At 28.9% G+C, this 26,059-nt stretch carries 25 protein-coding genes and 2 riboswitches; all 25 genes read right to left on the reverse strand.

Annotation, left to right across the window (positions count from 1 at the left end; translation table 11 throughout):
• Positions 1-19 precede the first annotated feature (19 nt).
• The gene (gene grdA / locus FYJ83_RS12505) at positions 20-493 is read right to left on the reverse strand and encodes a glycine/sarcosine/betaine reductase complex selenoprotein A (RefSeq protein WP_154440958.1); all 474 of its coding nucleotides are present in this window, start codon (positions 491-493) and stop codon (positions 20-22) included.
• An 82-nt stretch (positions 494-575) separates the two neighbouring features.
• Complete coding sequence (locus FYJ83_RS12510) at positions 576-1,862, reverse strand: glycine/sarcosine/betaine reductase component B subunit (RefSeq protein ID WP_154440960.1); 1,287 nt, start codon at positions 1,860-1,862, stop codon at positions 576-578.
• Between the two features lie 87 nt (positions 1,863-1,949).
• Positions 1,950-2,270: a thioredoxin TrxA gene (trxA, locus tag FYJ83_RS12515; protein ID WP_154440962.1), complete on the reverse strand. Its 321-nt coding sequence runs from the start codon at positions 2,268-2,270 to the stop codon at positions 1,950-1,952.
• A 36-nt stretch (positions 2,271-2,306) separates the two neighbouring features.
• Positions 2,307-3,245 carry a thioredoxin-disulfide reductase gene (gene trxB / locus FYJ83_RS12520; protein WP_154440964.1) on the reverse strand — a complete coding sequence of 313 codons (939 nt, stop codon included), beginning with the start codon at positions 3,243-3,245 and terminating at the stop codon, positions 2,307-2,309.
• Positions 3,246-3,544: 299 nt separating this feature from the next.
• Positions 3,545-3,648, reverse strand: a riboswitch (glycine riboswitch).
• Between the two features lie 144 nt (positions 3,649-3,792).
• Positions 3,793-5,412: a Na/Pi cotransporter family protein gene (locus FYJ83_RS12525; protein ID WP_154440966.1), complete on the reverse strand. Its 1,620-nt coding sequence runs from the start codon at positions 5,410-5,412 to the stop codon at positions 3,793-3,795.
• 88 nt (positions 5,413-5,500) lie between these two features.
• Positions 5,501-5,968, reverse strand: coding sequence for a tRNA (uridine(34)/cytosine(34)/5-carboxymethylaminomethyluridine(34)-2'-O)-methyltransferase TrmL (trmL, locus tag FYJ83_RS12530; RefSeq protein ID WP_154440968.1), 468 nt, complete (start codon positions 5,966-5,968; stop codon positions 5,501-5,503).
• A gap of 15 nt (positions 5,969-5,983) precedes the next feature.
• On the reverse strand, positions 5,984-6,796 hold the full coding sequence (locus FYJ83_RS12535; protein WP_154440970.1) for a Cof-type HAD-IIB family hydrolase: 813 nt from the start codon (positions 6,794-6,796) through the stop codon (positions 5,984-5,986).
• A gap of 101 nt (positions 6,797-6,897) precedes the next feature.
• Positions 6,898-7,677 (reverse strand): heme ABC transporter ATP-binding protein, encoded by a 780-nt coding sequence (locus tag FYJ83_RS12540; RefSeq protein WP_154440972.1) that lies wholly within the window; start codon positions 7,675-7,677, stop codon positions 6,898-6,900.
• A gap of 12 nt (positions 7,678-7,689) precedes the next feature.
• Complete coding sequence (locus tag FYJ83_RS12545) at positions 7,690-8,733, reverse strand: FecCD family ABC transporter permease (RefSeq protein ID WP_154440974.1); 1,044 nt, start codon at positions 8,731-8,733, stop codon at positions 7,690-7,692.
• Positions 8,734-8,746: 13 nt separating this feature from the next.
• Complete coding sequence (locus tag FYJ83_RS12550; protein ID WP_154440976.1) at positions 8,747-9,724, reverse strand: ABC transporter substrate-binding protein; 978 nt, start codon at positions 9,722-9,724, stop codon at positions 8,747-8,749.
• A gap of 102 nt (positions 9,725-9,826) precedes the next feature.
• Positions 9,827-10,013: riboswitch (cobalamin riboswitch) on the reverse strand.
• Between the two features lie 18 nt (positions 10,014-10,031).
• Positions 10,032-11,273: an esterase/lipase family protein gene (locus tag FYJ83_RS12555; protein WP_195837995.1), complete on the reverse strand. Its 1,242-nt coding sequence runs from the start codon at positions 11,271-11,273 to the stop codon at positions 10,032-10,034.
• A gap of 43 nt (positions 11,274-11,316) precedes the next feature.
• Entirely contained in the window at positions 11,317-11,811 is a 495-nt protein-coding gene (locus FYJ83_RS12560) for a methylated-DNA--[protein]-cysteine S-methyltransferase (protein WP_216584987.1), read from the reverse strand.
• A 59-nt stretch (positions 11,812-11,870) separates the two neighbouring features.
• Positions 11,871-12,059: a GHKL domain-containing protein gene (locus tag FYJ83_RS12565; protein ID WP_154440982.1), complete on the reverse strand. Its 189-nt coding sequence runs from the start codon at positions 12,057-12,059 to the stop codon at positions 11,871-11,873.
• A 322-nt stretch (positions 12,060-12,381) separates the two neighbouring features.
• Entirely contained in the window at positions 12,382-13,767 is a 1,386-nt protein-coding gene (locus FYJ83_RS12570) for an IS1182 family transposase (RefSeq protein WP_154440984.1), read from the reverse strand.
• Positions 13,768-13,988: 221 nt separating this feature from the next.
• On the reverse strand, positions 13,989-14,996 hold the full coding sequence (locus FYJ83_RS12575; RefSeq protein WP_154440986.1) for a CPBP family intramembrane glutamic endopeptidase: 1,008 nt from the start codon (positions 14,994-14,996) through the stop codon (positions 13,989-13,991).
• Between the two features lie 179 nt (positions 14,997-15,175).
• Positions 15,176-15,307, reverse strand: coding sequence for a hypothetical protein (locus tag FYJ83_RS20315; RefSeq protein ID WP_268233525.1), 132 nt, complete (start codon positions 15,305-15,307; stop codon positions 15,176-15,178).
• A gap of 188 nt (positions 15,308-15,495) precedes the next feature.
• Entirely contained in the window at positions 15,496-15,696 is a 201-nt protein-coding gene (locus FYJ83_RS12580; RefSeq protein WP_154440988.1) for a hypothetical protein, read from the reverse strand.
• 270 nt (positions 15,697-15,966) lie between these two features.
• The gene (locus FYJ83_RS12585; protein ID WP_154440990.1) at positions 15,967-17,802 is read right to left on the reverse strand and encodes an ABC transporter ATP-binding protein; all 1,836 of its coding nucleotides are present in this window, start codon (positions 17,800-17,802) and stop codon (positions 15,967-15,969) included.
• Positions 17,803-17,874: 72 nt separating this feature from the next.
• Complete coding sequence (locus FYJ83_RS12590; protein WP_154440992.1) at positions 17,875-18,588, reverse strand: flavodoxin family protein; 714 nt, start codon at positions 18,586-18,588, stop codon at positions 17,875-17,877.
• Positions 18,589-18,608: 20 nt separating this feature from the next.
• Positions 18,609-19,940, reverse strand: a complete 1,332-nt coding sequence (locus FYJ83_RS12595; protein WP_154440994.1) for a lanthionine synthetase C family protein — start codon at positions 19,938-19,940, stop codon at positions 18,609-18,611.
• Between the two features lies 1 nt (position 19,941).
• Positions 19,942-23,172: a lantibiotic dehydratase gene (locus FYJ83_RS12600; RefSeq protein WP_195837996.1), complete on the reverse strand. Its 3,231-nt coding sequence runs from the start codon at positions 23,170-23,172 to the stop codon at positions 19,942-19,944.
• 31 nt (positions 23,173-23,203) lie between these two features.
• A complete protein-coding gene (locus tag FYJ83_RS12605) occupies positions 23,204-24,211 on the reverse strand; it encodes a CPBP family intramembrane glutamic endopeptidase (protein WP_154440998.1) in 1,008 nt (335 codons plus the stop codon).
• A gap of 72 nt (positions 24,212-24,283) precedes the next feature.
• Positions 24,284-24,520 (reverse strand): hypothetical protein, encoded by a 237-nt coding sequence (locus tag FYJ83_RS12610; RefSeq protein WP_154441000.1) that lies wholly within the window; start codon positions 24,518-24,520, stop codon positions 24,284-24,286.
• A 148-nt stretch (positions 24,521-24,668) separates the two neighbouring features.
• Positions 24,669-24,875: a hypothetical protein gene (locus FYJ83_RS12615; RefSeq protein ID WP_154441002.1), complete on the reverse strand. Its 207-nt coding sequence runs from the start codon at positions 24,873-24,875 to the stop codon at positions 24,669-24,671.
• A gap of 190 nt (positions 24,876-25,065) precedes the next feature.
• A complete protein-coding gene (locus tag FYJ83_RS12620; RefSeq protein ID WP_154441004.1) occupies positions 25,066-25,905 on the reverse strand; it encodes an ATP-binding protein in 840 nt (279 codons plus the stop codon).
• Between the last annotated feature and the right edge of the window lie 154 nt (positions 25,906-26,059).

Consider the following 26,059-nt stretch of genomic DNA (forward strand, 5'->3'; position numbering starts at 1 on the left):
CGTATCGGGATATTATATATTAATATTTTGTATGTTCGTCTCTCATACCTTTTACTTCTGAAACGATTTCATCAACTTCAAGAACCATTTCCATCATACCAATTTGCTCATCATATACATCAGCATCTACTGCTTCTTTGAATTCTGGTTCTACTGCATGATAAACTTTAAGTCCCAACGGAACTCCTGCTAATGGACCTGCGAAAGTAGGGTCTCCTGCTGTAACTGTTTCAGCTGCTAATCCTGCTGATTCAGCTTCTGCTCCACCAATTAATACGACCATATTTTCTGCACCGTATTTTTCAGTTAAATCTTTAACCCTTTTTTGATTTTCTAAGTCCATTGCGCCTGCAGCCGTTCAGACAAAACATTCTGTTGCTGAAAATACTACTTCTGCAGGAGTGGTTTTTATACATTCTTCCATAGCTGGTCCTGGTATACCATCTCTGTCCCCGATAATGATAACTTTTGAGTTTTCATTAAATATTGACATTTCGCCACTTCCTTTCTTAATTTTATTTCTTCTTCATTAGTATATAATTCGTATTTTTCACATATATATTTATATGTTTAAATTAAAATCCTCTTGCTGACATTTTGTTGAAGCCTACTTCATTAGTTGCTCCAGTAATAGCTTGGATTTCTACAGTAATTGTACCATCTTCAGCTAAACTTCCATCAAATCCACCTGCAATGATGTCAGTATAATCTAAAGTACCAATTACTCTATCCATTGGTGGTAATACGATTATTTCGTTAGCATTACCTCCTGTAACTACTGCATTAGCTGAAGGATCCGCATCTGCTAGAGATTGGCTGGCACCATCTCTACCTGCATACTCATCAGTGATGATTACAGTTTTGATACCTTTAGCTTCTATTTTCTTAGTGTTCATAATAAGGTCTGTATCTGGGTTACCAAAACCTTCTTGTGAAATTATAACTCCATCAAGTCCTAGATATTCAGCAAGTTTAGCTGACCAGTTTGATGATCTTTCTTTATCAGCTAGGTAAACGTTTTCGTTTGTGATTATAACACCTACGAAGTTTACTGTTTTACCGTGAGCTGCTAAAAGGTCATGAATAACTGGGTTATTCATTTGATGGTAAGTTGTATTCTTGTCACAAGCTGATACACAATTACCACTTACAATTGCACCATCCATTATTTCAGTTGGGTACATTATAGTTGGTACTATTTGCTTAGCATCTACTCCGTATACATAAGTATCATGAAGTAATCCTTGAGTTTGAAGCATTTGAACATATCCTACTTTTGGAAGATTTGGATATTTTTCAATTCCTTTTAAGAATGTATCTACTTCGTATACTTCTACTGTATCTGGAGTTAATGTTTTTGCTGTTTCTGCTAAATAAGCAGCAGCTTTAAATCCAGCAAATCTAACAGCTTTTTCATGATCGTGTTGCTTTAATCCTTCTATTGGTTCACATTTCATAACTAAGTTTATAGTTTTGGAGAATGGAGTATATTCTGCTCCAGGTCCTGTCATATCTACTATACCTTCTTGGAAACCAACGATTTTTCCAGTTGTCATTACAGCACAACCTTTTAATACATTAGTTTTTCCTGAACCTACAACATCAACCTTTGATAATATTCCTGGGAAAACTCCTCCTGGACCTTCAACCTTAACTCTTGGTTCTACTACGTCCTTAACAGGTGTAATTCTAACACTTTCACCAGGTTTTGCAATTTCAACGTCTACTGATGCAAGGTGCTCATCTTCCTTAATCAAGTTGATTAATTCATCTTTATTTACTGTTAGCACCCCGTTTTCAAGTTTGGTTTCATTACCAAACTGAACATCTTTAATTAGCACATGGCCTAATTCCAGACGCATAAAATTCACCTCCTCTTATTTTGGCAAATATCTATATCTCAACCCTGGGCCTTAGCCCAGAATTAAAACCAATGTCAATTTAGTTAATTAAGCATAATATTTTTTAATTAACTCTTCTACTGATTCTTTTGTAGCATCATCAGCTACTACAGCATCTATTCTTTCTCCATCTTTGTAAATAGCAATTACAGGTAATCCCATAACTTTTTGTCCAATTGCAAGTCTTCTTGCTTTTGTAATATCTAATGATGTAAATTTAATTTTATCACCATATTGTTCTTCATAAGCATGAACATGTGGCATAAGTGCTTTACATGGTTCACATGTTGGTCCCCAGTAATCAACTAAAACATAACCTTCTGCTTTTAATACCTCTTCTTCAAAATTATCTTTGTTTAGTTCTAACATTTCTATTATACCTCCTAAATTTAATTTTAATCTAAATTAGTCTTCAAAATGCTCATTTATATATTTTTCAGCTTGAACTGCTGCTATTGCACCATCTGCTGTAGCTGTAACTACTTGTCTAAGTGATTTAACTCTGTTATCTCCAGCAGCAAATACTCCTGGTATATTTGTCTTCATATCTGCGTCAGTTTTTATATACCCATCTTCCATGTCAATTATGCCATCAAATAATTTTGTAGCTGGGTTATATCCTACGAATACAAATACTCCAAATGTTCCATCATCTTCATCTGCAAATATTTCTTTTTCTTCACCAGTTTTAACATTTTTAACTATCATTGATTCAAGAATACCATCACCTTTTAATTCAGTAATAGTAGTATCCCACATGAAGTTCATTTTTTCGTTTTTAAATGCTTTCTCTTGGATTGATTTAGCTGCTCTAAGCTCGTCTCTTCTATGAACTATAGTAACTTTTCTAGCAAATTTTGTTAAGTACATAGCTTCTTCAACTGCTGAATCTCCTCCACCTACTACGAATACTTCTAGGTCTTCAAAGAAAGCTGCATCACATGTAGCACAGTATGAAACTCCTCTACCTGTTAATTCTTTCTCTCCTGGACAACCTATTGGTTTTGGTGTAGCGCCTGTAGCTATAATAACTGTTTTAGCTTGATATTCTTCTTTTGCACCTTTTAAAACTTTAATGTCTCCATTTAATTCTACTGATTTAATTTCATCATTTACTTTTTTAGCACCAAATTCATTAACTTGTTCCACCATTCTTGCAATTAAAGATGGTCCACTTGCATTTTCAATTGAACCTGGATAGTTAGCAACTTCATCAGTAGTAGCTATTTGTCCTCCATCTCCATCTTTTTCAATGATTAAAGTGTTAAGTCTTGCTCTTGATGAATAAAGACCTGCTGCTAATCCTGCTGGACCTGCTCCTATGATTATTACATCATAAATCATTTGTTTTCCTCCCTTAATATATATTTATGTAGTTGTCTAGTATTGCATTTTTGCCAAATATCACTAATAATATCCCTAAAATTTTATGGTTAAAAGAAATATTATCCGCCATATTAACATATTACCCTAATTATAGTCATACAAATTTAAAAAATCAATATTTTTTTATACTTTCTCTAGAAATACAAAAATAAAAAACAGAATAAATAGGTCTATAAGGCCTACTTACTCTGTTCATTTACCTGAGAGATTCTCCCATTTTGGGGTTGCTCCTTCGGTGCTTGCGCTTTCCAGAGTTCTGTCATAATACGGTCCTTTTGCCTGAGAGTTTCATTGTGGATCGGCTAACCCATCAACTTGTTCCTTCGGCGCCATAATATATGGTCTCTTCCGCATTAATCATCCAGACAATTAAATTTTAAAATTATGTCTTTCTTTAATGTTATGGTATGCAAAATCAGTTATTTTGATACTTTTTTCACATCCAATTAGTATTATAATACATAAAATATAATTATACAACCCTTTTAACTATTAATTTTTTTTATTAATGTTTAGGCTTACTCTTATAGTTATCTAATACATATAAGGCTATATTAGAACAATGGTCTGATATTCTTTCTAAATTACTTATACAATCTAGAAAAATTATCCCAGGTCCTGTAGAACATAATCCTTTGTTCAATCTATCTATATGATTTGTTCTATTTTTTGTTTCTAAAGCATCTACTTCATCTTCTAAAACTAAAACTTCTCTAGCTTCTTTTTCTCCATTGATTTTAAAAGCATTCATAGATTGTTTAAATGCAGTTTGACATTTACCAAATATTTCATTTAGTTCTTCAATAGCTTCCTCTGTAAACTGCATATTACCTTCCATTTTTTCTTGGGCAAGCTCTACTATATTCTCAGCATGATCCCCTACTCTTTCGATATCATTTATATTATTGAAAAGTACATTTAGTTGTTTATGTTCTTCATCAGATATAGGAGCATTAGAAAGCCTAACTAGGTATTCGGTAATTTCCCTTTGGAGTTTGTTTATTTTTTGTTCTTGTTCTAAAGCAGAGTCAATTTCCTTATATTTATTATCTACAAATATCTTTTTAGCTTTATCTAAGTTGTCTTCTACAAAGTCACCCATTCTTGCAATTTCTTTTCTTACTTGTCCTAATGCTATAGAAGGAGTTTCTATAATTCTAAAATCAAGGAATTTTGATTCTTGAGCATCCTGTTTTACATCTCCTGGCACTATAGCTGTGGCAGCCTTAACCAGTAATCCAGCAAAAGGTAATTGAATAATTACATTTATTAAGTTAAAGAATGTATGGGCGTTGGCTATTTGCCTTTGAACATCATTAGGAGATATTTTAGTTACCAAATCTTGTATCGGATTTTTTAAAATTGTCATAAATATAATTGTACCAATTAAGTTAAATAAAAAGTGTATTATAGCTGCACGTTTTGCTGTCTTATTAGCTCCAACTGATGAAATCATAGCTGTAGTAGTTGTACCTATATTGTCTCCAAAAAGAATTGGAAATGCAATGTTGATATTTAGTAATCCTTGACTAGCCAAAGCTTGTAATAAACCTATTGAAGCACTACTACTTTGAACAATAGTAGTAAGTCCTAATCCTACTAGCATACCTAGAACAGGATTATTTAAGCTAATCATAATATTAGTAAAAGCTGGTAAATCTGCCAATGGCTTTAGACCACCACTCATCATGTCCATACCAATAAATAAAATACCGAATCCAATAAGTATTTCAGCAATATCCTTAGCTTTTTTCTTTGAAGTTGCAATCCAAATCCCTACACCTATTGCCACTGCTAAAGGTGCATAATCTGTTAAATTAAAAGCAATTAGCTGAGCTGTCACTGTAGTACCTATATTAGCACCCATAATAACACCAACAGCTTGAGATAACGACATAAGACCTGCATTTACAAATCCTATTACCATAACTGTAGTAGCAGAACTACTTTGAATAACCATAGTTACAAGTGCTCCTACAATTACGCCCATAAGTCTATTATTAGTTAAAACTTCAATTAATTTCTTTAATTTTTCACCTGCTGCTTTTTGTAAACCTGTACCCATTAGATTCATTCCATAAAGAAACAATCCAAGTCCACCAAGTACTGGCAGAGCTATATCCATAAGTTAACCTCCTAAGTAAATTTATTAACCTATTTATTCTAAATATATAATACCACATTTATTGTGGTTATTATCGTTTTTTTTAACTTTATTCTATATTAGGAAAATTCAATTGCCTTAAAGCTTCGAATAATACTATATTTACTGAGTTAGCTAAATTTAAAGATCTAGCTATATTTGTCTTCATAGGTATTCTAATACCTTTGTCAAAATTATCTTCTAATATTTCCTTTGATAACCCTTTCGTTTCCCTACCAAAAACAAAAAATGAATTATCATTGTAGTTAAATTCTGTATAGTTATTTTTAGCCTTAGTTGTGGCATAATAAAAATCCCCATAAGGGTATTTTTCCAATAACTCAAAAAAATTATCATAATAATGGATTTCCACTAGATTCCAATAATCAAGTCCAGCTCTTTTAAGTGCCTTATCATCTACTGAAAAACCTAAAGGTCTTACTAAATGAAGTACCGTTCCTGTTAAAGCACAAGTTCTAGCGATATTTCCTGTATTTGAAGGTATTTCAGGTTCCACAAGTACTATATTTAATGACATATATTGTTTACTCTCCTATTCTAGTATGAATTTCTCTATTACCTTAGCTACTCCATCTTCCTGATTTGTATCTGTAATATAATCAGCCTCTTTTTTTATTATTTCATTTCCATTTCCCATGGCAACTCCTAAACCTGCAAAACGTAACATGGGTAAATCATTTTCACTATCACCTATGGCTATTACTTCTTCTGGTTTAATATTAAGCTTTGTACATAATTCTTTTACTGCCTCTCCCTTTGACACATTACATCCCATTGCCTCTATATTGTTTGCCCACGAACTGGATATACCTATATTATCTATATTACCCAATTCTCGCCTTAAATTCTGTAGATTATCTTTATTTTCATCTATAAATATAAATTTATATACATTCAAATCTTTATCTTCTATAATTTCTTCTATATTTTCAAATACTTTTATATCTATACTATTTTCTTTGTTTCCTTCATTATAAAATTTCAATACTTCTTCAACTTTAACATGAGAATAAAATCTAGATTCATCATAGAAATGATAATATATATTTCTCTCTTTTGCAATATCAATTATTGACTTTATTAAATTTTTATCTATAGAATTTTTATAAATAATATTATCTGATTCATCTGCAATAATGGCACCATTACATGCAATTATTGGGGCTTTTAAATTTAATGACTTCCCATAGTATAAAGCTGATTTGAGAACCCTTCCTGTAGATATAACAATATGAACGCCTTTTTCTTTGGCTTTGTCTATAGCTTTCCTTGTCCTTTCAGAAACTTCATTATTGTTATTTAAAAGTGTTCCATCCATATCTATTGCAACTAATTTATATTTCATTTTTATCACTCCTCAATTATTTAATATAACATAACAAATAAAAAAATTAAATATAAAAAAACAAACTAGTTTAAACTAGTTTGTTTTTTTATATTTAATCTTCACTCATTAATTGGTGTTAAATATAAACTATTTGAATACTTATTCATGTCTATTTCAACGTTAATATTATATGCAAATTCAATATTTTCCTTCGTTATAACCTTTTGAGGACTACCTGTAGCTTTTATTTGACCATCCTTTATCAGAATAATCTCATCAGAATACCTTGATGCCAGATTTATATCATGGATTACTACCACTATAGTTGTACCTTTTTCTTGATTTAATTTTCTCAATAGATTTAGTATTTCTATTTGATGATTTATATCTAAATGAGAAGTAGGTTCATCTAATAGTATAATAGAAGGATTTTGGGCTAGAGCCTTGGCTATTATAACCCTTTGTCTTTCCCCACCTGAAATCTCTGTAATTATCCTATCCTTTAAATAAAGGGTATTAGTCATTTCCATTGCTTCATTTACAATCCTATAATCGCTTTCATCTTCCTTTTGAAATCTTCCCTTATAAGGATGTCTTCCCATAAGAACTATATCTTCCACTGTAAAGTCATAATCAATAACAGTATTTTGAGGCACTAAAGCTATTTTCATGGCCAATTCCCTAGGTTTTACTTTCTTTATATTTAGTCCATCTAAAAATATGCTTCCATTATCAGGTTTATATAAATTATTAAGATTTTTTAAAAGAGTGGATTTCCCAGAACCATTAGGACCTATTATGCTTATAAAGTTTCCTTTTTCTATATTAAGAGATATGTTCTTTAATACTGCTTTCTTTCCATAACTAAAGCTTAAATCTTTAACTTCTAAAGTATACATAGCAACACCTCACTATTTCTTACTCTTTCGCAGCAAATATAGAAAAAATGGACCTCCAAATAAAGCAGTTATTATTCCAACTGGAATTTCTACTGGGGAAATTATTGTACGAGCTATGGTATCTGCAAATATCATAAATATAGCTCCTACTAAAGCCGATGATGGAAGTAATATTCTATTATCTGGCCCCAATACTATTCTCACTATATGAGGTATAATAAGTCCTACAAATCCTATGATCCCTGATACAGATACTACCATGGAAACCAAGAAACTTCCTAGTATAAGTATATATACCTTCGTTCTCTCCACATCTATCCCTAGACTTTGGGCCGATTCTTCTCCTATTAGCATAATATTTAAGTCTCTTGCAAAAAAGCCGATACCCGTCATTGATATAACTACAGGAATAGTTATACTTATTAAAGGTGTCCACCCTTTTCCCGCCAAACTTCCCATGGTCCAGTATATTATCTTTGCCATATCTTTACTATAAATAACCATTAAAAAAGACATTATTGCAGTTAAAAACTGACCTATGGCAATACCTGCTAAAAGTAAAGTAGTTACAGGAACTTTGTTTTTTATTCTTGCTATATTATATACTGTAAAAACTGCAGATAAGGCCCCAATAAATGCAAATATAGATATAGTTGATAAATTCATAAAGGATATATTTATTCCAAGTATTATTGCTATGGAAGCACCAAGTGCAGCCCCTGATGAAATTCCTATTACATAAGGATCAGCCATTGGATTTTTAAATATTCCTTGGAAAGCAGCACCTGTCATAGATAGACTAGCACCAACTAAAGCTCCTAACAATACTCTAGGAAGTCTTATGGACCAAATTATAGTTTCATGTGACTTAGAAATATCTGAAATATCTATACATCTTTCTATAATAGGTATCTTTGAAATAACAATTCTAAATGTATCTATTACACCAATATTTGCAGTACCTATTACGGAAAAAAAAGCTATGGCAAATGTTAGGATCAATATTAATATAACTATAATCAAACTATATCTTGTCTTACTTATGTCTTTTTTCATCTAAACCCCAACTTTATTTAAATAATTCTGGATGAATGGATTTTGCCACTAACTCCAATGCTTCAATTATTCTTGGCCCAGGTCGAGACATGATATTTGATTCATTTCCTTCAAAGATATGGATTCTATCATTTTCTATGGCTGATATATTTTCATAACCTGGTCTAGATTTTATAGATTCAACAGTTTTATCTTCAGTATCTGCTGATGTTAAATAAACTTCTGGATTTCTTTCAACTAATTGTTCTAAATCATATTGTGGATATGCACCATCTGCATCTTGTGCTATATTCTCTCCTCCAGATAAAGTAATTAACTCATCTATATATGAACCTTTACCCGCTGTCATTAATGGATCATGCCATATTTCATAAAATACTTTAATTTTTTCTTGATCTTTTACCTTATCTAGTATTTCATTCTTCTTATTATTCATAGATTTTATAAATTCAGATGCTTCTTTATCTTTTCCCGTAGCCTTTCCTACTGTTTCTATATCCTTCATTACAGCATCTATAGTTTCAGGCATAAATCCAAGAACTTTTATTCCTGCCTCTTTTAGTATCTTATTATCTTCTTCATTTCCAGCACCATAAATTAAAACTAAATCTGGGTTTAACTCCACTATTTTTTCCAAATTATTTCCACTAAAATCTCCTACAACTTCCTTAGTCTTAGCTTCTTCTGGGTAATCACAATAAGATGTTACTCCTATTACTTTATCTCCCAATCCTAAAGCAAATAACACTTCTGTATTATTTGGTGCTAAAGATACTATTTTAGTAGGTTCTTTTTCTATAGTTACTTTGTTTCCAAAGCTATCTTCTATTTCTACTGGAAAAGATACTATCTCTTCATCTACTTCACTACCCTGTGAATCTATATCTTCTAATGACAATTCTTCATTTGGTTTTTCCTTAGAAGTACAGCCAACTATTGAAAATACTAATAACAATGATAATAATAATGCTAACCCTTTAATTCTTCTCATTTTCTTCCTCCTGTTTTTTATTATCTACAATAACTTGCCTCTTTGAAAACAAAAAAACTTAAGCCTTTATTAAGGATAAGTTTTTTATATCTCATCCCTCCCTCCGAGGCTTAAATATAGGCAGGTATCCTGACTTATGGTTCATCCTAGTTCCAATGCCTTCCCAGTTTCCCAGTGGCTATTTTGGTTTCGTACCCATTTACAGTAGCGGGGGCTGTAGTGGCATTTCACCACTTTCCCTATTAAGTTTCATAATAATGTATGAAACACCTATAAAGCTATTACATTGTAAAAAAATAATATCATATTACATTATATACTTCAAGTAGTCCCTTTCCATATTAATACCATTATTATCAACAATAAACATATGAATTTCAGCCTTAGATTTTATATATGAATCTATATTGATTTTAAAACTTAAATCCTTATCTCCTGCAATCATTATCATAAATCTATTAGGGGACAGTTTTATAGCTTGAATTTTATCATCAACAATGTTTATTGATTTACTAGACACTTGATTGGACTCTGAAGTTTGAATATTTATGGCATTACAGTTGTCAGCTATAATAAAATATACCTTTTCTACTTGTTCCTCAGTTATTTCTTCCATTGAAGATACTTTTCCTAATATATCTTCCAAATAATTCTTGGATTTATATAAGATATTTGTATGATTTCCTTCTAATACTATATGATTCCCACCTAAATATCCCAATGTACTAGTTGTAGTTACTGTGCCATCTCCATAACTTGTTTTAATTGTATCTATAGGCTTTCCATCTGACCATAATACTTTCTTTCTTTTATTTATGTTTACTATAAACTCATTATTTGTAGCTACTCCTGTACCACTTACAATGAACGTTTTATTTTTATCCATTATAATATTTTCCAGTCCATTTAAAAATGGATTACTAACAATCATATCCTCGACAGAGACCGTCTTCATAACTTCTTTATCTTTAAATAATAAATAGTCTCCATATTTATAACTTGGAAGTAAATCCTGTACCACTGGAAATATTTTTCTTAAACCTTCTATATAGTTTACCCTATGAAACAAACTATAGTATAATATAAACCCAAATTTCACTGCATTATATAAAATATTATCTTCTACTTTAGAATAAGGCAATTTCCCTCCACTCCAAAAATAATAGGCATTTACAGAACCTAAATTTGGAGTACCTATCATAATTAGTTTATCTATAGTTAAAGGATATATATAGCACATATAGGCTCTTCCCACTAATCCACCTAAACTATGCCCTATAAGAATTACCTTATCCATTCCTGATTTTCTTTTGGCTTCCTCAATAGTGGGAATCAAATACCTTTCTACTATTTCCAATACAGGTTTTTTCCAATCATAATAGGATATATATAAGTTTTTATTTTCTTCATAACCCATAGAGTTTAGTATTCCAATAAATGGTCTATAGATTTTCTCTGCAAATCCAAAGGAAAAATCTCCAGTTCCATTTATTACATCATCGCCCATGGAGCCAAAAAGTCCTGGTATAAAAACAATAGGATAATCCATAATCATTCTCCCTTCTGTTTTTATATTAGGATATTCAAGTTAATTATATAATGTTATTCTTTTCTAGATTCAATAATTTTTCTTTTAAATCTATTCCACCTGCAAATCCTACTAACTTTCCATTAGTACCAACTACTCTATGGCAAGGTACAATTATAGCCACAGGATTTTTATTTAATACACTTCCTACAGCTCTAGGTCCCTTTGGACATCCTACTATTTCAGCCATTTCTTTATAAGTTCTAGTTTCACCATAGGGAATATTTATTAGCTCTTTCCATACTTTTTCTTGAAAAGGAGTTCCTTTAAATAAAAAAGGTATAGTAAATTCCTTTAGACTTCCTTCTAGATACTTAATTATTTCATCATGATAATTATAATCATTTTTATCTACCTCTACAGGAGTACCGTAGTATCTTTTCATATATTTCAAATTGTCCCCTTCTTCTGCAAAGGAAAGACCTATAACTCCTTCTTCAATAAAATATACTGTTAGTTTTCCTATGGGTGAATTAAATGAGTAATATTTTGGATTCATTTTTTTCATCTCCTAGTATTTAAATTTAAATCTTATAAGTATTTTATCATAAATTTTATTTATGATATAGGACTAGTTAAGGAATTCTGTAACAATACTTTAACTATAAATGTATTTTCAACTTGTTCATAATTCATATACCCGTTATATTTATCTACTATTTTATTTATATTCTCCAAACCAAATCCGTGAAACAGCTTGTCTTTTTTGTAGTCAAATCCTGTCTTTTTCAATTCTAGCTTTATCAAAAAAATTCCTTATTTATATTGATAAGTATTCTTACAATAGTATCTTTTAATAAATAAAAGAATAATTACTACTTTGACCTTCATCTCTACCATATCTTTAAATATATCATAGATATAGTAAATATTTTATCAAATTTTGAAGGAATCAGAATATAAAAAAGTTACTTTAATTTTAAAGTAACTTTTTTATATTGAGACTATCGAAAAAAGCCTTAATTTCTTAAGAAAAGTAAGAAATTAGGCTTTTTTCTCCTTATATAATTAAATTTATTAAATTTTAATTGAAGTTACCCTATATTTAATGGCTTTTCTGGTATTATCACTATTCCTTTTCCTGCTTGTCCAGCAGTCTTGCAATCTTTTTGACATTATAAGCAGCCCCTGTCACTAGGACTTGAGCTTTTACTGCATGTGACCCACGATAATGTGCATATCTCATACCCATCAATTCTTTTAAATCTGCAAATGCCCTTTCAACGGTTTCTTTCCTTCGTTGATAAAGATTTTTGCCCTTTTCTGTCTTCATGAAAGAGCGAACTTCATCGGCATAATGTTCTTTGATATGTCGTCTAATTATCCTTGTTTGCTCTGAGGAAATTTCTCCTGTGGTATTACTTTCGTATAAACATTTATCGCGTTTAGGACATTTATTACAAATGTTTTTATCACTTTCATACTCCACATAACCTTGTCGTGTTGTAGTTTTATATTTTAATTCTTCTCCTTCAAAGCAACGATATATATCTTCTTCTGGGTAGTATTCAAACCAATACTTTGATTTTTTACCTTTTTTTCCTGCATATTTTCTTGGTCCAATTACTGGTGTTATTCCTTTAGTACTTAGTTCTTCTATTATATCTAGATTAAAATATCCTGCATCTGCACCTGCATACTTTGGAGCTAAATCTAGTTTTTTAAACATGTCCTCTAGGTTATCTATATATACTGTGCTATCATGAACATTGCCTGGTGTTACGTGTGCACTTAGTAGTATATTATTTGAGCTATCAACTGTGCCATGAACCAAATGATAAAATCCTATTGGTTTTCTGTCTCGATGCATATATCCACTATCAGGATCGGTCTTACTTACTTTTCTTGAATGAACTTCTATTTTAGAATCTGCTGGCTTTAAGGCTTTCTGACCTTTACTAATTCGCTTATCGTTTATTAACATTAGTAACGACTCATCTTCTTCTATTACACGTTCTTCTGTTACATTTTCAAACTTTGAGTTACTAGCATTAGCCTTTACATGTGTCGAATCGGTATATACAATTTTTCCCTCTACAAATCCGTGGTCTATAGCCATTAGTACTATTTCGTTAAATATATCTTCGTATATTGTTGAATCTTTGAATCTTACTGCTCTATTATGGCTTATGGTTGAATGGTCTGGTATGGATTCAGTTAATCCATATCCTAAGAACCAACGGTAAGCCATATTATGATGTATTGCATCTACTAGCTTTTCTTCGGAACGGATGCCATCAAGTGCTTGAATAAGTGACATTTTAAACAATACTACAGGGTCAATTGATGGTCTACCTCTATCTTCTGCATAATATGGCTCAACTAAGTCATAGATAAAGTCAAAGTTAATGTGTTTATCTATTTTTCTTAAGTCATGATCTGGTTTTACTAACTGTTCTAACATTACTAATTCCAATTCAAATTGTTGATTCTTTCTTTTGCCTCTTGTCATCATAATATATCACCTCATATACTATATACGACATAAAAAAAGAAAATCCTTTTTGAATTTAGGATTTTCTTAAAAATATTTTACTTTTTCGATGAACTCAATATAAAAAAGTTACTTTAATTTTAAAGTAACTTTTTTATATTTTAAGAGTTAGCTAAATATCATTTGTTGCATCAAAAGTATTTTGTAGATCACAAAGGTATCTATAATGCTTAAAAAATTAGTTATTTCATAGAAAGTGAAGTAACTACTATAATAATGGCAATATCAATCATCAGCGATAATATAATGGGTGTTTGTCCATAAAAACATTCATATGGACTAGTGATTTCTAAAGGAATTTCTGATTGATATTGTTTCTCTTGTTTCTTTGCAATAAATTTATCTCTGCAAAAAATCGTGCCACTTTTTTCCAAAAGTGTGACATTTTTACTTAACTTATACTTCTTGCCTGAATAAAAATATATTACAATTGCTATTAATAAAAATCCTATTTCGATTGTTCTATTAATAGTTACTGGTATCTCAAATATTCCATAAGATAAAGCTAAAGAATTAGATAATCCATGCATTAATATGGTTAAGGTTAAAGATTTAGTTTTTATAAATAAATAGCCTAACCATAGTCCCATTGTAAAAGCTGTGGAAAATTGAAATATATTTCCATGGATAAGTGCAAACAATAATGCTGAAGTAATGATTGCAAATTTATCTCCATATTTTCTAAGAATATTTAGTATTATTCCTCTAAATGTACATTCTTCTAAAATAGGGGCTACTAAACAAGTAGAAATTATTGTTGCTATAGATGTCATGTTATCTGATGAAAACTTTTCAGGTTCAAATACAAATGTAACTCCTAATGACTCTAGAAGCGTAAATATTATCTTAGATATATAAGCCCCCATCATCATAATAGGATAACTAATAATAAAAGCTTTAAGTATAGTCATTAGCCCTATACTTTCAATATTAAATATGTCTTTAGATAATATATTTTCCTTTCTATAATGAAATAATAGTATTAAAGGCAAACTCAGAAATGATATTTTGCTACGAATGTTTATAAAATAACTATTTTCTACTACTGCTAATCTTCCACTTGAGGATAATAATGCACTAATTAAAGAAAACATAAAACCTACTACCAAAATCATAGATCTACCTTTTAAATAAACCCACCCCAGTTCATTTAAATCTTTTTCCATTTCGTTTAATGAATATAAACTCATGTTATTCTCCTTTATTTATAAAATTAAATGTGTGAAGCTGTAAGTTTCTATATTTGATCTCTCTTTCACCGTTAATTTGGATTAAATAATTATATACCTATTATTGACTATTTGTAATTTAAGTTCACAATCTAAATCTTGGGGAACATAAATCTATAATATAACCTAACAGGACGCAATCAGGATAATATACCACATGATATGCATGAACATGTACTTGCTGTACACAGCATAGTTGCAATTTTATTAGAATTATTAATTTCAATCTTAATATTTTGTAAATCTAGATCAAAATCATCATATCTATTCATTCTATCCCCTCCTTAAATTCTCAAATATAATGGTGATAAATACATTTAATTCATTACTCCTTGCAAAGATGATATATTATGATATAAAGTAAATATAATGTCAAACTTGCTAAGGTAATATCTAAACTAGATAAAGCTATTGTAAAATTAAAAGTGTAGGGCTGTGGGTTTAATTTAACTTTATTTTTTTATTCTCTTACAATTATGCTATTCATAGATGTACAAGGCCCTACTGAACAATTATCTGATACACATCTTTCAATTATGCTTTTAAATATCTCACAAGTAACTGAAGCAGAAGCAGATATACATGGTAAATCTATTTGCTTATAAGTATTATCTACTCCAAGACTTTTTACATCTAGATCAAAATCATCATATTTTGACATAGTATCCTCCTTTTTATCTTATAAATTTTATTGATTAGTACCCCCTATCATACCCTACACATTTAAAAACAATTTAAAGAGTATTAGCCCTATCTATACATTCAAATTACCTGGTCATTATAAAAATCACTATGATATTCTTGTCTTTATGAGATTTCACTGCAAATCTTTATTTAGTCTAAACCTCAAATCATTTCTTATTTCTTCTATCATAGTATTTTATAATTAGAACTTGAATAACTTCGCAATATCATAAGTAAATTTAATTTTCTATGCAATGGATTCAATATCATCTACTAAATCAATGGCATTTTGTAAATCATAAAGGTATCTATAATGCTTATTTAAATTCATTAATTCTTCATGTGTTCCTTCTTCTATTAATTTACCTTCTTTTAATACAAGTACCTTAGATGAGATCTTTCTTAGGTTATATAATCTATGGGATATAAATATACTTATCTTATCTTTTGCTAAATCGGAAGTTCTTCGAAATATCTCATGTTCTGATACTGGATCTAAGGATGCACTTGGTTCATCTAATATGTAACAATCTGCATTTCTTAGAAATGCTCGAGATAATGCTATTCTTTGCCATTGTCCTCCTGATAATTGAACTCCTTCATCAAACCATACTCCTAGCTGTGTATCTATTCCTTTTGGCAAATTACTAACCATCTCTCTTGCATAAGCCTTATCTATTGCCTCTTGTAGTTTTATATCATTATCTATTAAATCTATATTTCCTAATCCTATATTTTCTCTACAGGTTAATTCATATCTATTAAAATCTTGAAATATAATCCCTACTTTACTGCCTAAATCTTCCTTATTTATTTTCTTTATTGATACTCCGTTAATTAATATTTCTCCCTCATAATCATGATAAAATCCTGATATTAGCTTTATCAATGTGGATTTTCCTGAACCATTTTCTCCTACTAAAGAAATTGTTTCTCCTTTTCTTATTTTAAAACTTATATTCCTTAAGGCATATTCCCGTCTATTAGGGTATTTAAAACTAACATCCATGAGTTCTATTGTGTTTATTTCTTCTATTTGTATACTATCTGATATTGATAGTTCTTCTTTTACTGGCATTTCTAGAAAGTCAAATAGTTGTTTTATATATAGATTGTTTTGGTACATTGCTGATATTGAGCTTAGTAAACCTTCCATATTTCCTTTTATATTTGAAAGACTTCTTATGTACGCAACTGTATTTCCTAATAGGATTTCTCCTATATAAGCAGATTTCACTATTAGGTATAGTATAAATCCTCCCACTATTTGATCTAATATCTCAAATATAAATGATGCTAATGTTCTCTTTTTGATTATTTTTTTATCTTGTTTAATAAACTTTTTATTTAGTTTCTTATATCCTTCAATAAGATAATCTCCTAATCTATATATATTTATTTCTTTAAATGCTATATCATTGGTCATTAGATAATTAAGATACCAAGATTTTCTTCTTTCTTGTGATCTTCCATACTCTATTTTATATTGTAAATGTCCCATTTTAGCCATATAAATTGTTGATATAATTGGAATAATTACTACTAGAAGTATTACCCAAGGTTTCCAATATAATAGTATAGCTAAGGATGATATAAGCCCTAAAAATTGGCTTATTAGACTTAGCACTATGGAAAATACTGCATAGGGTCTTTCTATGGCTTCATTTTGTGCTCTTCTTAGTTTGTCATAGACTTCTGAGTTTTCAAAGTCACTTAGGCTAAGAGTTTTTGCCTTATCTAGTATCATTACACTCATTTTATAATTTAAATCTATTCTAAATATACTTTGTAGATATGAGTTTAATTGTAAAATTATATATCCAAATGAATTTAAACCTAAATATACTATTAATGGATACAATACATAGATAAACTCCTTGTCTCTACTTGTTTGTATGGCATTTAAAAGGGATTGTGTGGCAAGTATGGAAACTGCAGGAAGCATACCATTTATTATATAAAACATGCTAATTAATATTAGATGAAGTTTTCTAACGCTCCATAATAGTTTAAATACCTTTGGAAATGATTTGAAGGATTTTATTGCATCTTTTAAATTAAATGAATACATTTCTTGATTCATGGTTTCCTCCTTTGGTCAATACTTATGAAACTAGTACTCTTTTCTGTTAATTATTTTTTCATATTTGGGTGATTACAGTTCTGATATGTATTCCTGTAAGCTATTATAAGAAATCAACCCAGTATCTACCCAGTATCTTATTTCACTATTTTCTGACTCTTCTAATATGTCTCTATCAACAGAGGAATACGTAGATTTAAATGAGTTAAATATCTTCTCTAATGCCTGGTTTGATTTTCCTTTATTTATTTTAATTGATTCAATTAATCTACTAGATACTGACTCAACAAACTCTATCTCTCTAGCATTTTTATTAATAGTTTCATATCTATATTTACCAATAACGTTTGTCCCTAAATAGGTTAACATCTTTACTAAGTATGATTCAGCATACTCAGACCCATTATTACTAGTTGAAATAAAAACTACACCAAGTTTACCACTTAAACGTAATAAATGAAGCCAATATGATATTCTATCTATAAAATTCTTCATTGTTCCTGATACATTATGAGCATAAACAGGTGACGCAAATATAATAATATCAGCATCTAACATTTTTTCTTTAAGAATTCTCATATCATCTAATTTATCCAAAGGACATTTTCCTTGTCTAAAACACCGTCCACATCCTAGGCATGGTTTTAAATCTATAAATCCACTGTGATATATATCGTAAACTATATTAGCGTCTAAAATTTGCATATTCTTCAATATCTCATTTAATAAATGGAAGGTAATCGAATTCCTTGAATTTGAAGCTGTAAAAGCAAATACCTTTTTCATTATATTAACCTCTTTTCAATTTATTTTATTATTAAATGATTTTCAAAATCTGTTTTATCTTTAACTATTGAAATTAATGACAATACAATTCCTGATGTCCCTTCCATAAAGCTATTATTTTCAGTAGCTCTCTTAACAATCTTTCCGTCTTCATATAAAGTTTCCTTATTTTTAAAACCAAATCGTGATTCTTCCACGTATAGGCTAAGTAATTCATCTATTATCTTATACATACCATTCTTAATATTATCATTTTTAGTCTCTTTATAAGTTAAATTTAGTATAGATAGTAACCCTGCATACCCATGACAAAGTATTGGCGACTCCAGATTATAATCCAATATATTCATTAAAGCTATCTTCTCTATATTTTCAAATGAAAACTTCATCATTTTTTCATCACCTATATTCTTTGATGCCACATATAGAGATCTTGAGATACCAATATTCCCATAGCACCAGCTTGCGATTCTTGGTCTGAGTTCGTCATTGGCCACTCCAGCTATATAATCTTCAAAACTTAGTTGAGTTGGCCAAAATATACTTCCATCTTGGGATGTAATGGAATAGTTTTTATATTCCTCTATAAAACTTTCAATTGCTTCTCCATGCCCCTCTAGAATTTCTCCTTGACTATAAGCTTTTGAAAGTGTAACCATGGGACCTGCAATTCCATGAGCTAATCCGAAATTAAAGTTTCCTTTTGGAAACTTTAGTTTTTCATCATTTCTAATTTGATTTCTTGATTTAATATGCCAATTAGGTATCATTTCTTTTTCTACTAAATGCTTACCTGATAATTTTATCAAATATCGCATTACATCATGAAGTAATTCATTTTCTTGTTCATTTTTATGAATTAATAACATATAGTATCCCATTCCTGCTAAACCAGATATTATATCATAATGTTGCATTGTTAGTTCGTTAAAGTTAGAATTACAGTAATCTAAATACTGCTTTATATAATTAAAAATTAATTTATTTATACTATCTAAAAATTTACCATAATGTCCAGTATTCTTATTTAGCAAGTACGTAGCAAATCCTGTATCACAAAGTCCACCAAATAAAGATATTGATTTGTTAATAGTAGGATTTATTAGCTCTCTTTTTATATCATTCATAATAATATAAGATATTTCCAACCATTTATTTTTATCCTCAAACAACGGAAAAGCTTCCGCAATTGTCATTATATATTCATTCAATTCTAAGGGATTTATAACTGATTTATTAACAGATGTTAATAAATCATCAAAATATCTATTCAATATTTTATCAATCTTTTTTAGCTGGCTATCGTTTAGTTCAAAACAACTTTCTTTAATAACTAATTGCTTTATGTTCATTTTATCCTCCCACCAACTTTTTCATATTTCTTTTCTTGGCATTTATAGCATATAAGCTATGTCGAGTTAATGCTAGAATTTTTCTTTCCCAGTTTCGATCCCCCATAAATCTATTACAAAACATATGAATAACAGTTAAAAGAATATTTGCTTTTGTATTAGTTAAGTTGCCAAGATCATCAACCTCATTAATCATTTTCCTATACTTCAAAATACTATCATTTCTTAAAATCAAAAGATCTCTTAATACATTCATTTCAATTAAATCATTACTCTCCTGCCAATCTAATATAGAATTTACAGTATCAATATATTTATTTCTTTCCTTTACAAATTGATCCCTATACTCATTTTTTTGAATAACTCTTGATAAAAAGTTTTCCTCCATTTCTACATCATCAATAAATTTATCTATTAACGTCATAATTCCTATGATTCCTAGAATATCGTCTTCTATATTAAAGTTTTTTCTCTCTTTTAATCCTAATATTCTTGAAACTAACATGCTGTCTCTAAAAAATACTTCTTCAGCATAAGTTATTAATTCCACTCCACCATATCTCTCCAACTCTCTCTCATAAGTATCAATGGTAAATCTAGATACCAAGCCATCTCTTTGCATATCTTTAATCCATTTTATAATTTGTGGAAGTAGTTGAAATATGCTAATATCAGATGACCCATTTATTCTTAATCTAATATGTTGCTCAGGATCAGCATATCTAATAAAGAAATATTTATCTATAGAGCCACTTTCCAATAAGGGTTCTAAAAATTCATTTAGATAAATCCCTATTAATTCATTTATCCTTGTCCTCGTACCATATAATTTAAAATAAATCCAATTATTATCTCCAGGACATATTAATCGCTTATCATCAATAATAGATATTGTATTCTTATTTATTCCTATATTGGATTTCGTTTCCAATACATTTCTATTTTCTTTTGGATGCAACCCTTTCACTGATTTTTTACTTAAAACGAATGGTACAACAATCTCCGAAAAGTATTTCATATTTTTTTTATCTTTCACCCATAAATTATCAAAACCGTTACCTTCTAATTCTGTAAGAATAATAGGATTAAATGAATTCTTTAATAACTTATAGAGATACTCTATATGCACATCTTTTTTCAAATCTAGTAATAATCTATTATCACTTTTTGTTTCATAAACATATCTTGGTATCTCCCAACTATTTATGAATTCCTGTATCTCTATTTTAAATCTAGACAAGTTATCTATTTCTCTAAAGTCGTCTTTATAGATTGTCCATCTTGCACTTGATAATATTGTTTTGCCATAAACAATCCTAGGAATATATTTATAGTCTTTATTTGTTATATTTATTAGTCTATTCACTATATGTACTTCATAAGCGTTTGATATTTCCCTAAGTAATCTATTTATTTTACTGCATGATGCAGTGTTTAGCATATTATCAGATATTACCTTTAATTTGCTATTTAACTTTTTTGATTTTACATAAAATCTATTTGTATTCTCATCAATCCCTATATAAATATCGCTGATATCTAGTTCTCTATCAGGAGAACTTGTATTTGCTGATAATACAATATGGTAATCATGATTGCTACTATTATTTAATATATTGTTTATTCTTCCATTTCTATACATTTCATGTATATCTACAATGACGTAGTCATCCTTACAATCCTTTTTTTCAGATTCATATAAATTATTTAATTTCTGAATGTATTTCTCTTCCAGCAAATCACTAAACCTGCTAAACATGTTTCCAGCTTTATCTGATCCATAGTTAGGTCCAATATTAAGTTGAAAATTTCCTTTATCTATTTCCTCTTGAGATTCCGAAGTAATTATTACATTTAATTCAAATGACTTAGAAAAATTTAGATTATCTACCTTAAATTCCTCATTGACATATTTAAGTTCTTCATCTGTTATATTAATTTGTTTATCTTGCTTTTGGATTGTTTTTATAATTTTATCATTAATTAGTTTTTTAAACCTTTCTTCTCTACGAGATAATAATCTATTACTTCTTATATACGAATAATTAAAATCATAATCATCAGGAAAACCCAATCCTATATCATTATCAGTAAGTTCAAGTAAAGAAACCTCAGTATCCACACCATATCTTTCCATAAACTTTTCTCTATACTGTTTTAGATATGAAGGTTCATTATATTCTTCAGCTATCATAGTCAAAACTTTCGATAAATTATCTAACTCTTGCTTTACAGTACTAGAAATTGAATTATTTATGCAGGCAATCGACATATCTATCTGTAAATATGAATTAGATTTATACATACTTTCCATGAGATTAATTATTTCAAGATATATTTGTAAATCATTCCCTATCTTTTCTTGATTAAATTTATTTATTTTATATTGAATTATTTTTAGATTATGTAATATATTATTTTTAGAATCCATCATAGACAACAATGATATAATATAATCTAATGGATCTTTACAATAAATCGGTGGTCGTAACTCTGTTATTAGAAATTCATTATCAATTAACCCTCTTAGAAATTTTTCAACTATTTCAATAGGTACATCATCATATTTTTCTAATATTGAACTGCACAAATCTTTGTAACCTACAAGTGTTTTACAAAACTCTTGTACAAATTTTACTAATTGTGTATATCTAATGTTAGATTTATCAAATTTGGAATCGTTCTCATTTTGATTATATGTTTGACCATAATTGGTTCGATATGGATTTTTCATACGATTACCATGACTATAACATTGATTATTAAATCTTACTTTAATATTATTAAGTATTGTCTTATCTTTTTCTAGTTCTTTTACAATTCCATATATCCATATCATATCAGCTCTAGCTCTTTTTATGTGTTCATTGGAAGACGCTAACATAATATTTGTATTGTCAGAAAATGTTCCACAAGTAACACCTGAAAAAGTTCCATATGGTGTTGGTCTAGTTGACATTCGAATTAAGTATTTCATAATAGAATTACTTAGATTTTGATTCAATTTATTTATGTTCTTATCATATGTTCTCTTTATTTCATGATATAAATCTAAGCTTGCTATAGCTAAAGACTCTTTTATCACTTCATGATTTTTAAAATTGGATAGAGATATTCTATTTAATGTGTCTTCTTTACTTAGAATATCCATTAAACCTAAATAAATTGACGAATCTAAAATTGGAGTTCGCAACATATAAAAATCTCCACAATTATATATTTTATCAAACATATTCAATCCCTCCATAACTTTAAAAAATCGGTTATTTCGTAGAAAATGAAGTAACTATTATAATAATGGCAATATCAATCATTAGCGATAATCTAACAGGTACTTGTCCATAAAAACATTCATATGGACTAGTGATTTCTAAAGGAATTTCTGATTGATATTGTTTCTCTTGTTTCTTTTCAATAGACTTAGTTCTACAGAAAATCGGGTCATTTTTTTCTAAAAGTATGATATTTTTACCCAACTTATACTTCTTGCCTGAATAAAAATATATAGCAATTGCTATTAATCCAAATCCTATTTTAATTGCTATATTAATAATCACTGGTATCTCAAATATTCCATAAGACAAAGCAAAAGAATTAGATAAGGCATGCATTAATATGGTTAAGGTTAAAGATTTAGTTTTTATAAATAAATAGCCTAACCATAACCCCGTGGTAAAAGCTGTAGAAAATTGAAATATATTTCCATGAATAAGTGCGAACAATAATGCTGAAGTGATGATTGCAAATTTATCTCCATACTTTCTAAGAATATTTAATATTATCCCTCTAAATATAGATTCTTCTAAAATAGGGGCTACTAAACAAGTAGAAACTATTGTTGCTATAGATGTAATGTTATCTGATGAAAATATTTCAGGGTCAAATACAAATGTAACTCCTAATAACTCTAGAAGCGTAAATATTAGATCAGTTATATAAACTCCTATCATCATAATAGGATAACTAATAATAAAAGCTTTAATTATGGTCATTAATCCTATGCCTTCAATATTAAATATGTCTTTAGATAATATATTTTCCTTTCTATAATGAAATAATAGCATTAAAAATAAGCATAAAAAGGATATATTAATACGAATATTAATAAAATAACTACTTTCTATTACTGATAATCTTCCACTTGAGGATAATAATGCACTAATTAAAGAAAATATAAAATCTACTACCAAAATCATAGATCTACCTTTTAAATAAACCCATCCTAATTCATTTAAATCTTTTTGCATTTCGTTTAATGTATACAAACTCATGTTATTCTCCTTATCTATAAAATTAAATGTGTAAAGCTGTAATTTTTTTTCGCTTATTCTCCTACAAATATACTATTCATATTCTCTTATAACTATACTATGCATAGATGTTCTAGGCCCATGACAATTATCTGAACCACAACCTTGTTTCACACTTTCAATTGCAGCATCTGTTACCTTTTCTGTAATATACTTTATAATTTCCTCTGAAGCTTTACACTTCCAACCATCACTCCAACTATTTACACTATACTCATTACCCATTCCTATACTTTTCACATCTAAATCAAATTCATCATATTTTGACATAGCGTCCTCCTTTTTTTACATAGAAAATTTAATTAATATCCTCTTATTACAGCTCACACATTTAAAAACATATATTTATCTTATTTAAAATCCAATCTTGTTATATAAAATGTCAATAGCTCTACTATTTTTCTTTATTATTTTTAAATTACTCCTTAAATTTTAATAATATCTTATTTAAAATGGTATTAATCAATACAGATATTATAATCCATAAACTTAGGTCTATTAACAGCTTTATATTTAATATTCCTTCAGAAAAACTATAACTAAATCCTATTAATTTATAAATAACACGAGTAATTATATAAGTTATTATAAGTACCACTATAGGCATATAAGATTTGTCCTTCATTTAATATATCTCCTTTTTAGCTCTGAAATGTAATTTCATCATATTTTTTTACAAATCTTCCTACTAAGTTAAATAAGGTATAAAAAATGATACTTTATTTGGCATTTAAGTAATTAATTCAATTACTCTTCCTGCCTATTAAAGTATCATTTTGTTATATTCCTTTCAATATACTCTGCAAAACTGGGCATTATTTCTGCAACATTGGACTCGTTGCGGAATTTTGCAATAATATATTAACTATAAAATTGTTTTCTTTCTGCTCATAATTTATATGTCCATTATACTTTTCTACCATTTCTTTTACACTTTCTAGTCCAAATCCATGAAATAGCTTATCTTTTTTTGTAGTAGGAATTTTGCCTTTATGAATTTTAACTTTGTTAAATATTGAATTACTTATCTTTATTGATAAATACTCTTCTACCTGAATAATTTTAATTTGAATTTTTTTATTATCTTTCAGTTGTATCTTTTCACAAGCCTCAATAGCATTGTCTAATAGATTACCTAGTATTATGCATAAATCTATTCCTTCTATTTGAGTATTTTGTTCTAAGAGAATAGAAGTCTCTAAATTTATACCTAATTCATTTATTCTTTTTATCTTTGCATTTATTAATGAATCCACAGCTACATTACCAGTATTAATGAAACCTTGGCCTCCAACAATATCCTTACATAATAATTTTAAGTTTTTTATGGCTATTTTATTTTCATTATTCTCTATATATCCTAATATTGCTAGTAGCTGATTTTTAGTATCATGAATTGCTATGCTAATCCTTCTTTGATTTTCAGTTAATTCTTCAAAATGTTTTTTCTGATCTTTGATCTGCTGCCTGAAAAATTCAAGTTTAAGCTTTTCACTTTCATACTTCAATTGTTTTTCAAATAAATAAAAAACAAAAATATTGGCTATAATTAATAATGAAATAGTTAAAACAATCAATAAAGCAATATATGTATTTGTAGTGGCAAAAATCTTCTCAGTAATAATAAATAGTACTAAAATGCTTGAAATAGGCATTAATATTATTGAAAATAATATTTTTTGATTGGAAAGGCAACCCTTTTTTAGACAAATTCATTTCGAACAAAGATTTACCCTTTAAATGTACTTATGCTACTATTCCCAGAGCTATTTTATTTCTATAATTTATTGGTGATATGTAGCCTAAAGA

This window comes from Tissierella pigra (assembly GCF_009695605.1).
Classification (GTDB): Bacteria; Bacillota; Clostridia; order Tissierellales; family Tissierellaceae; genus Tissierella; species Tissierella pigra.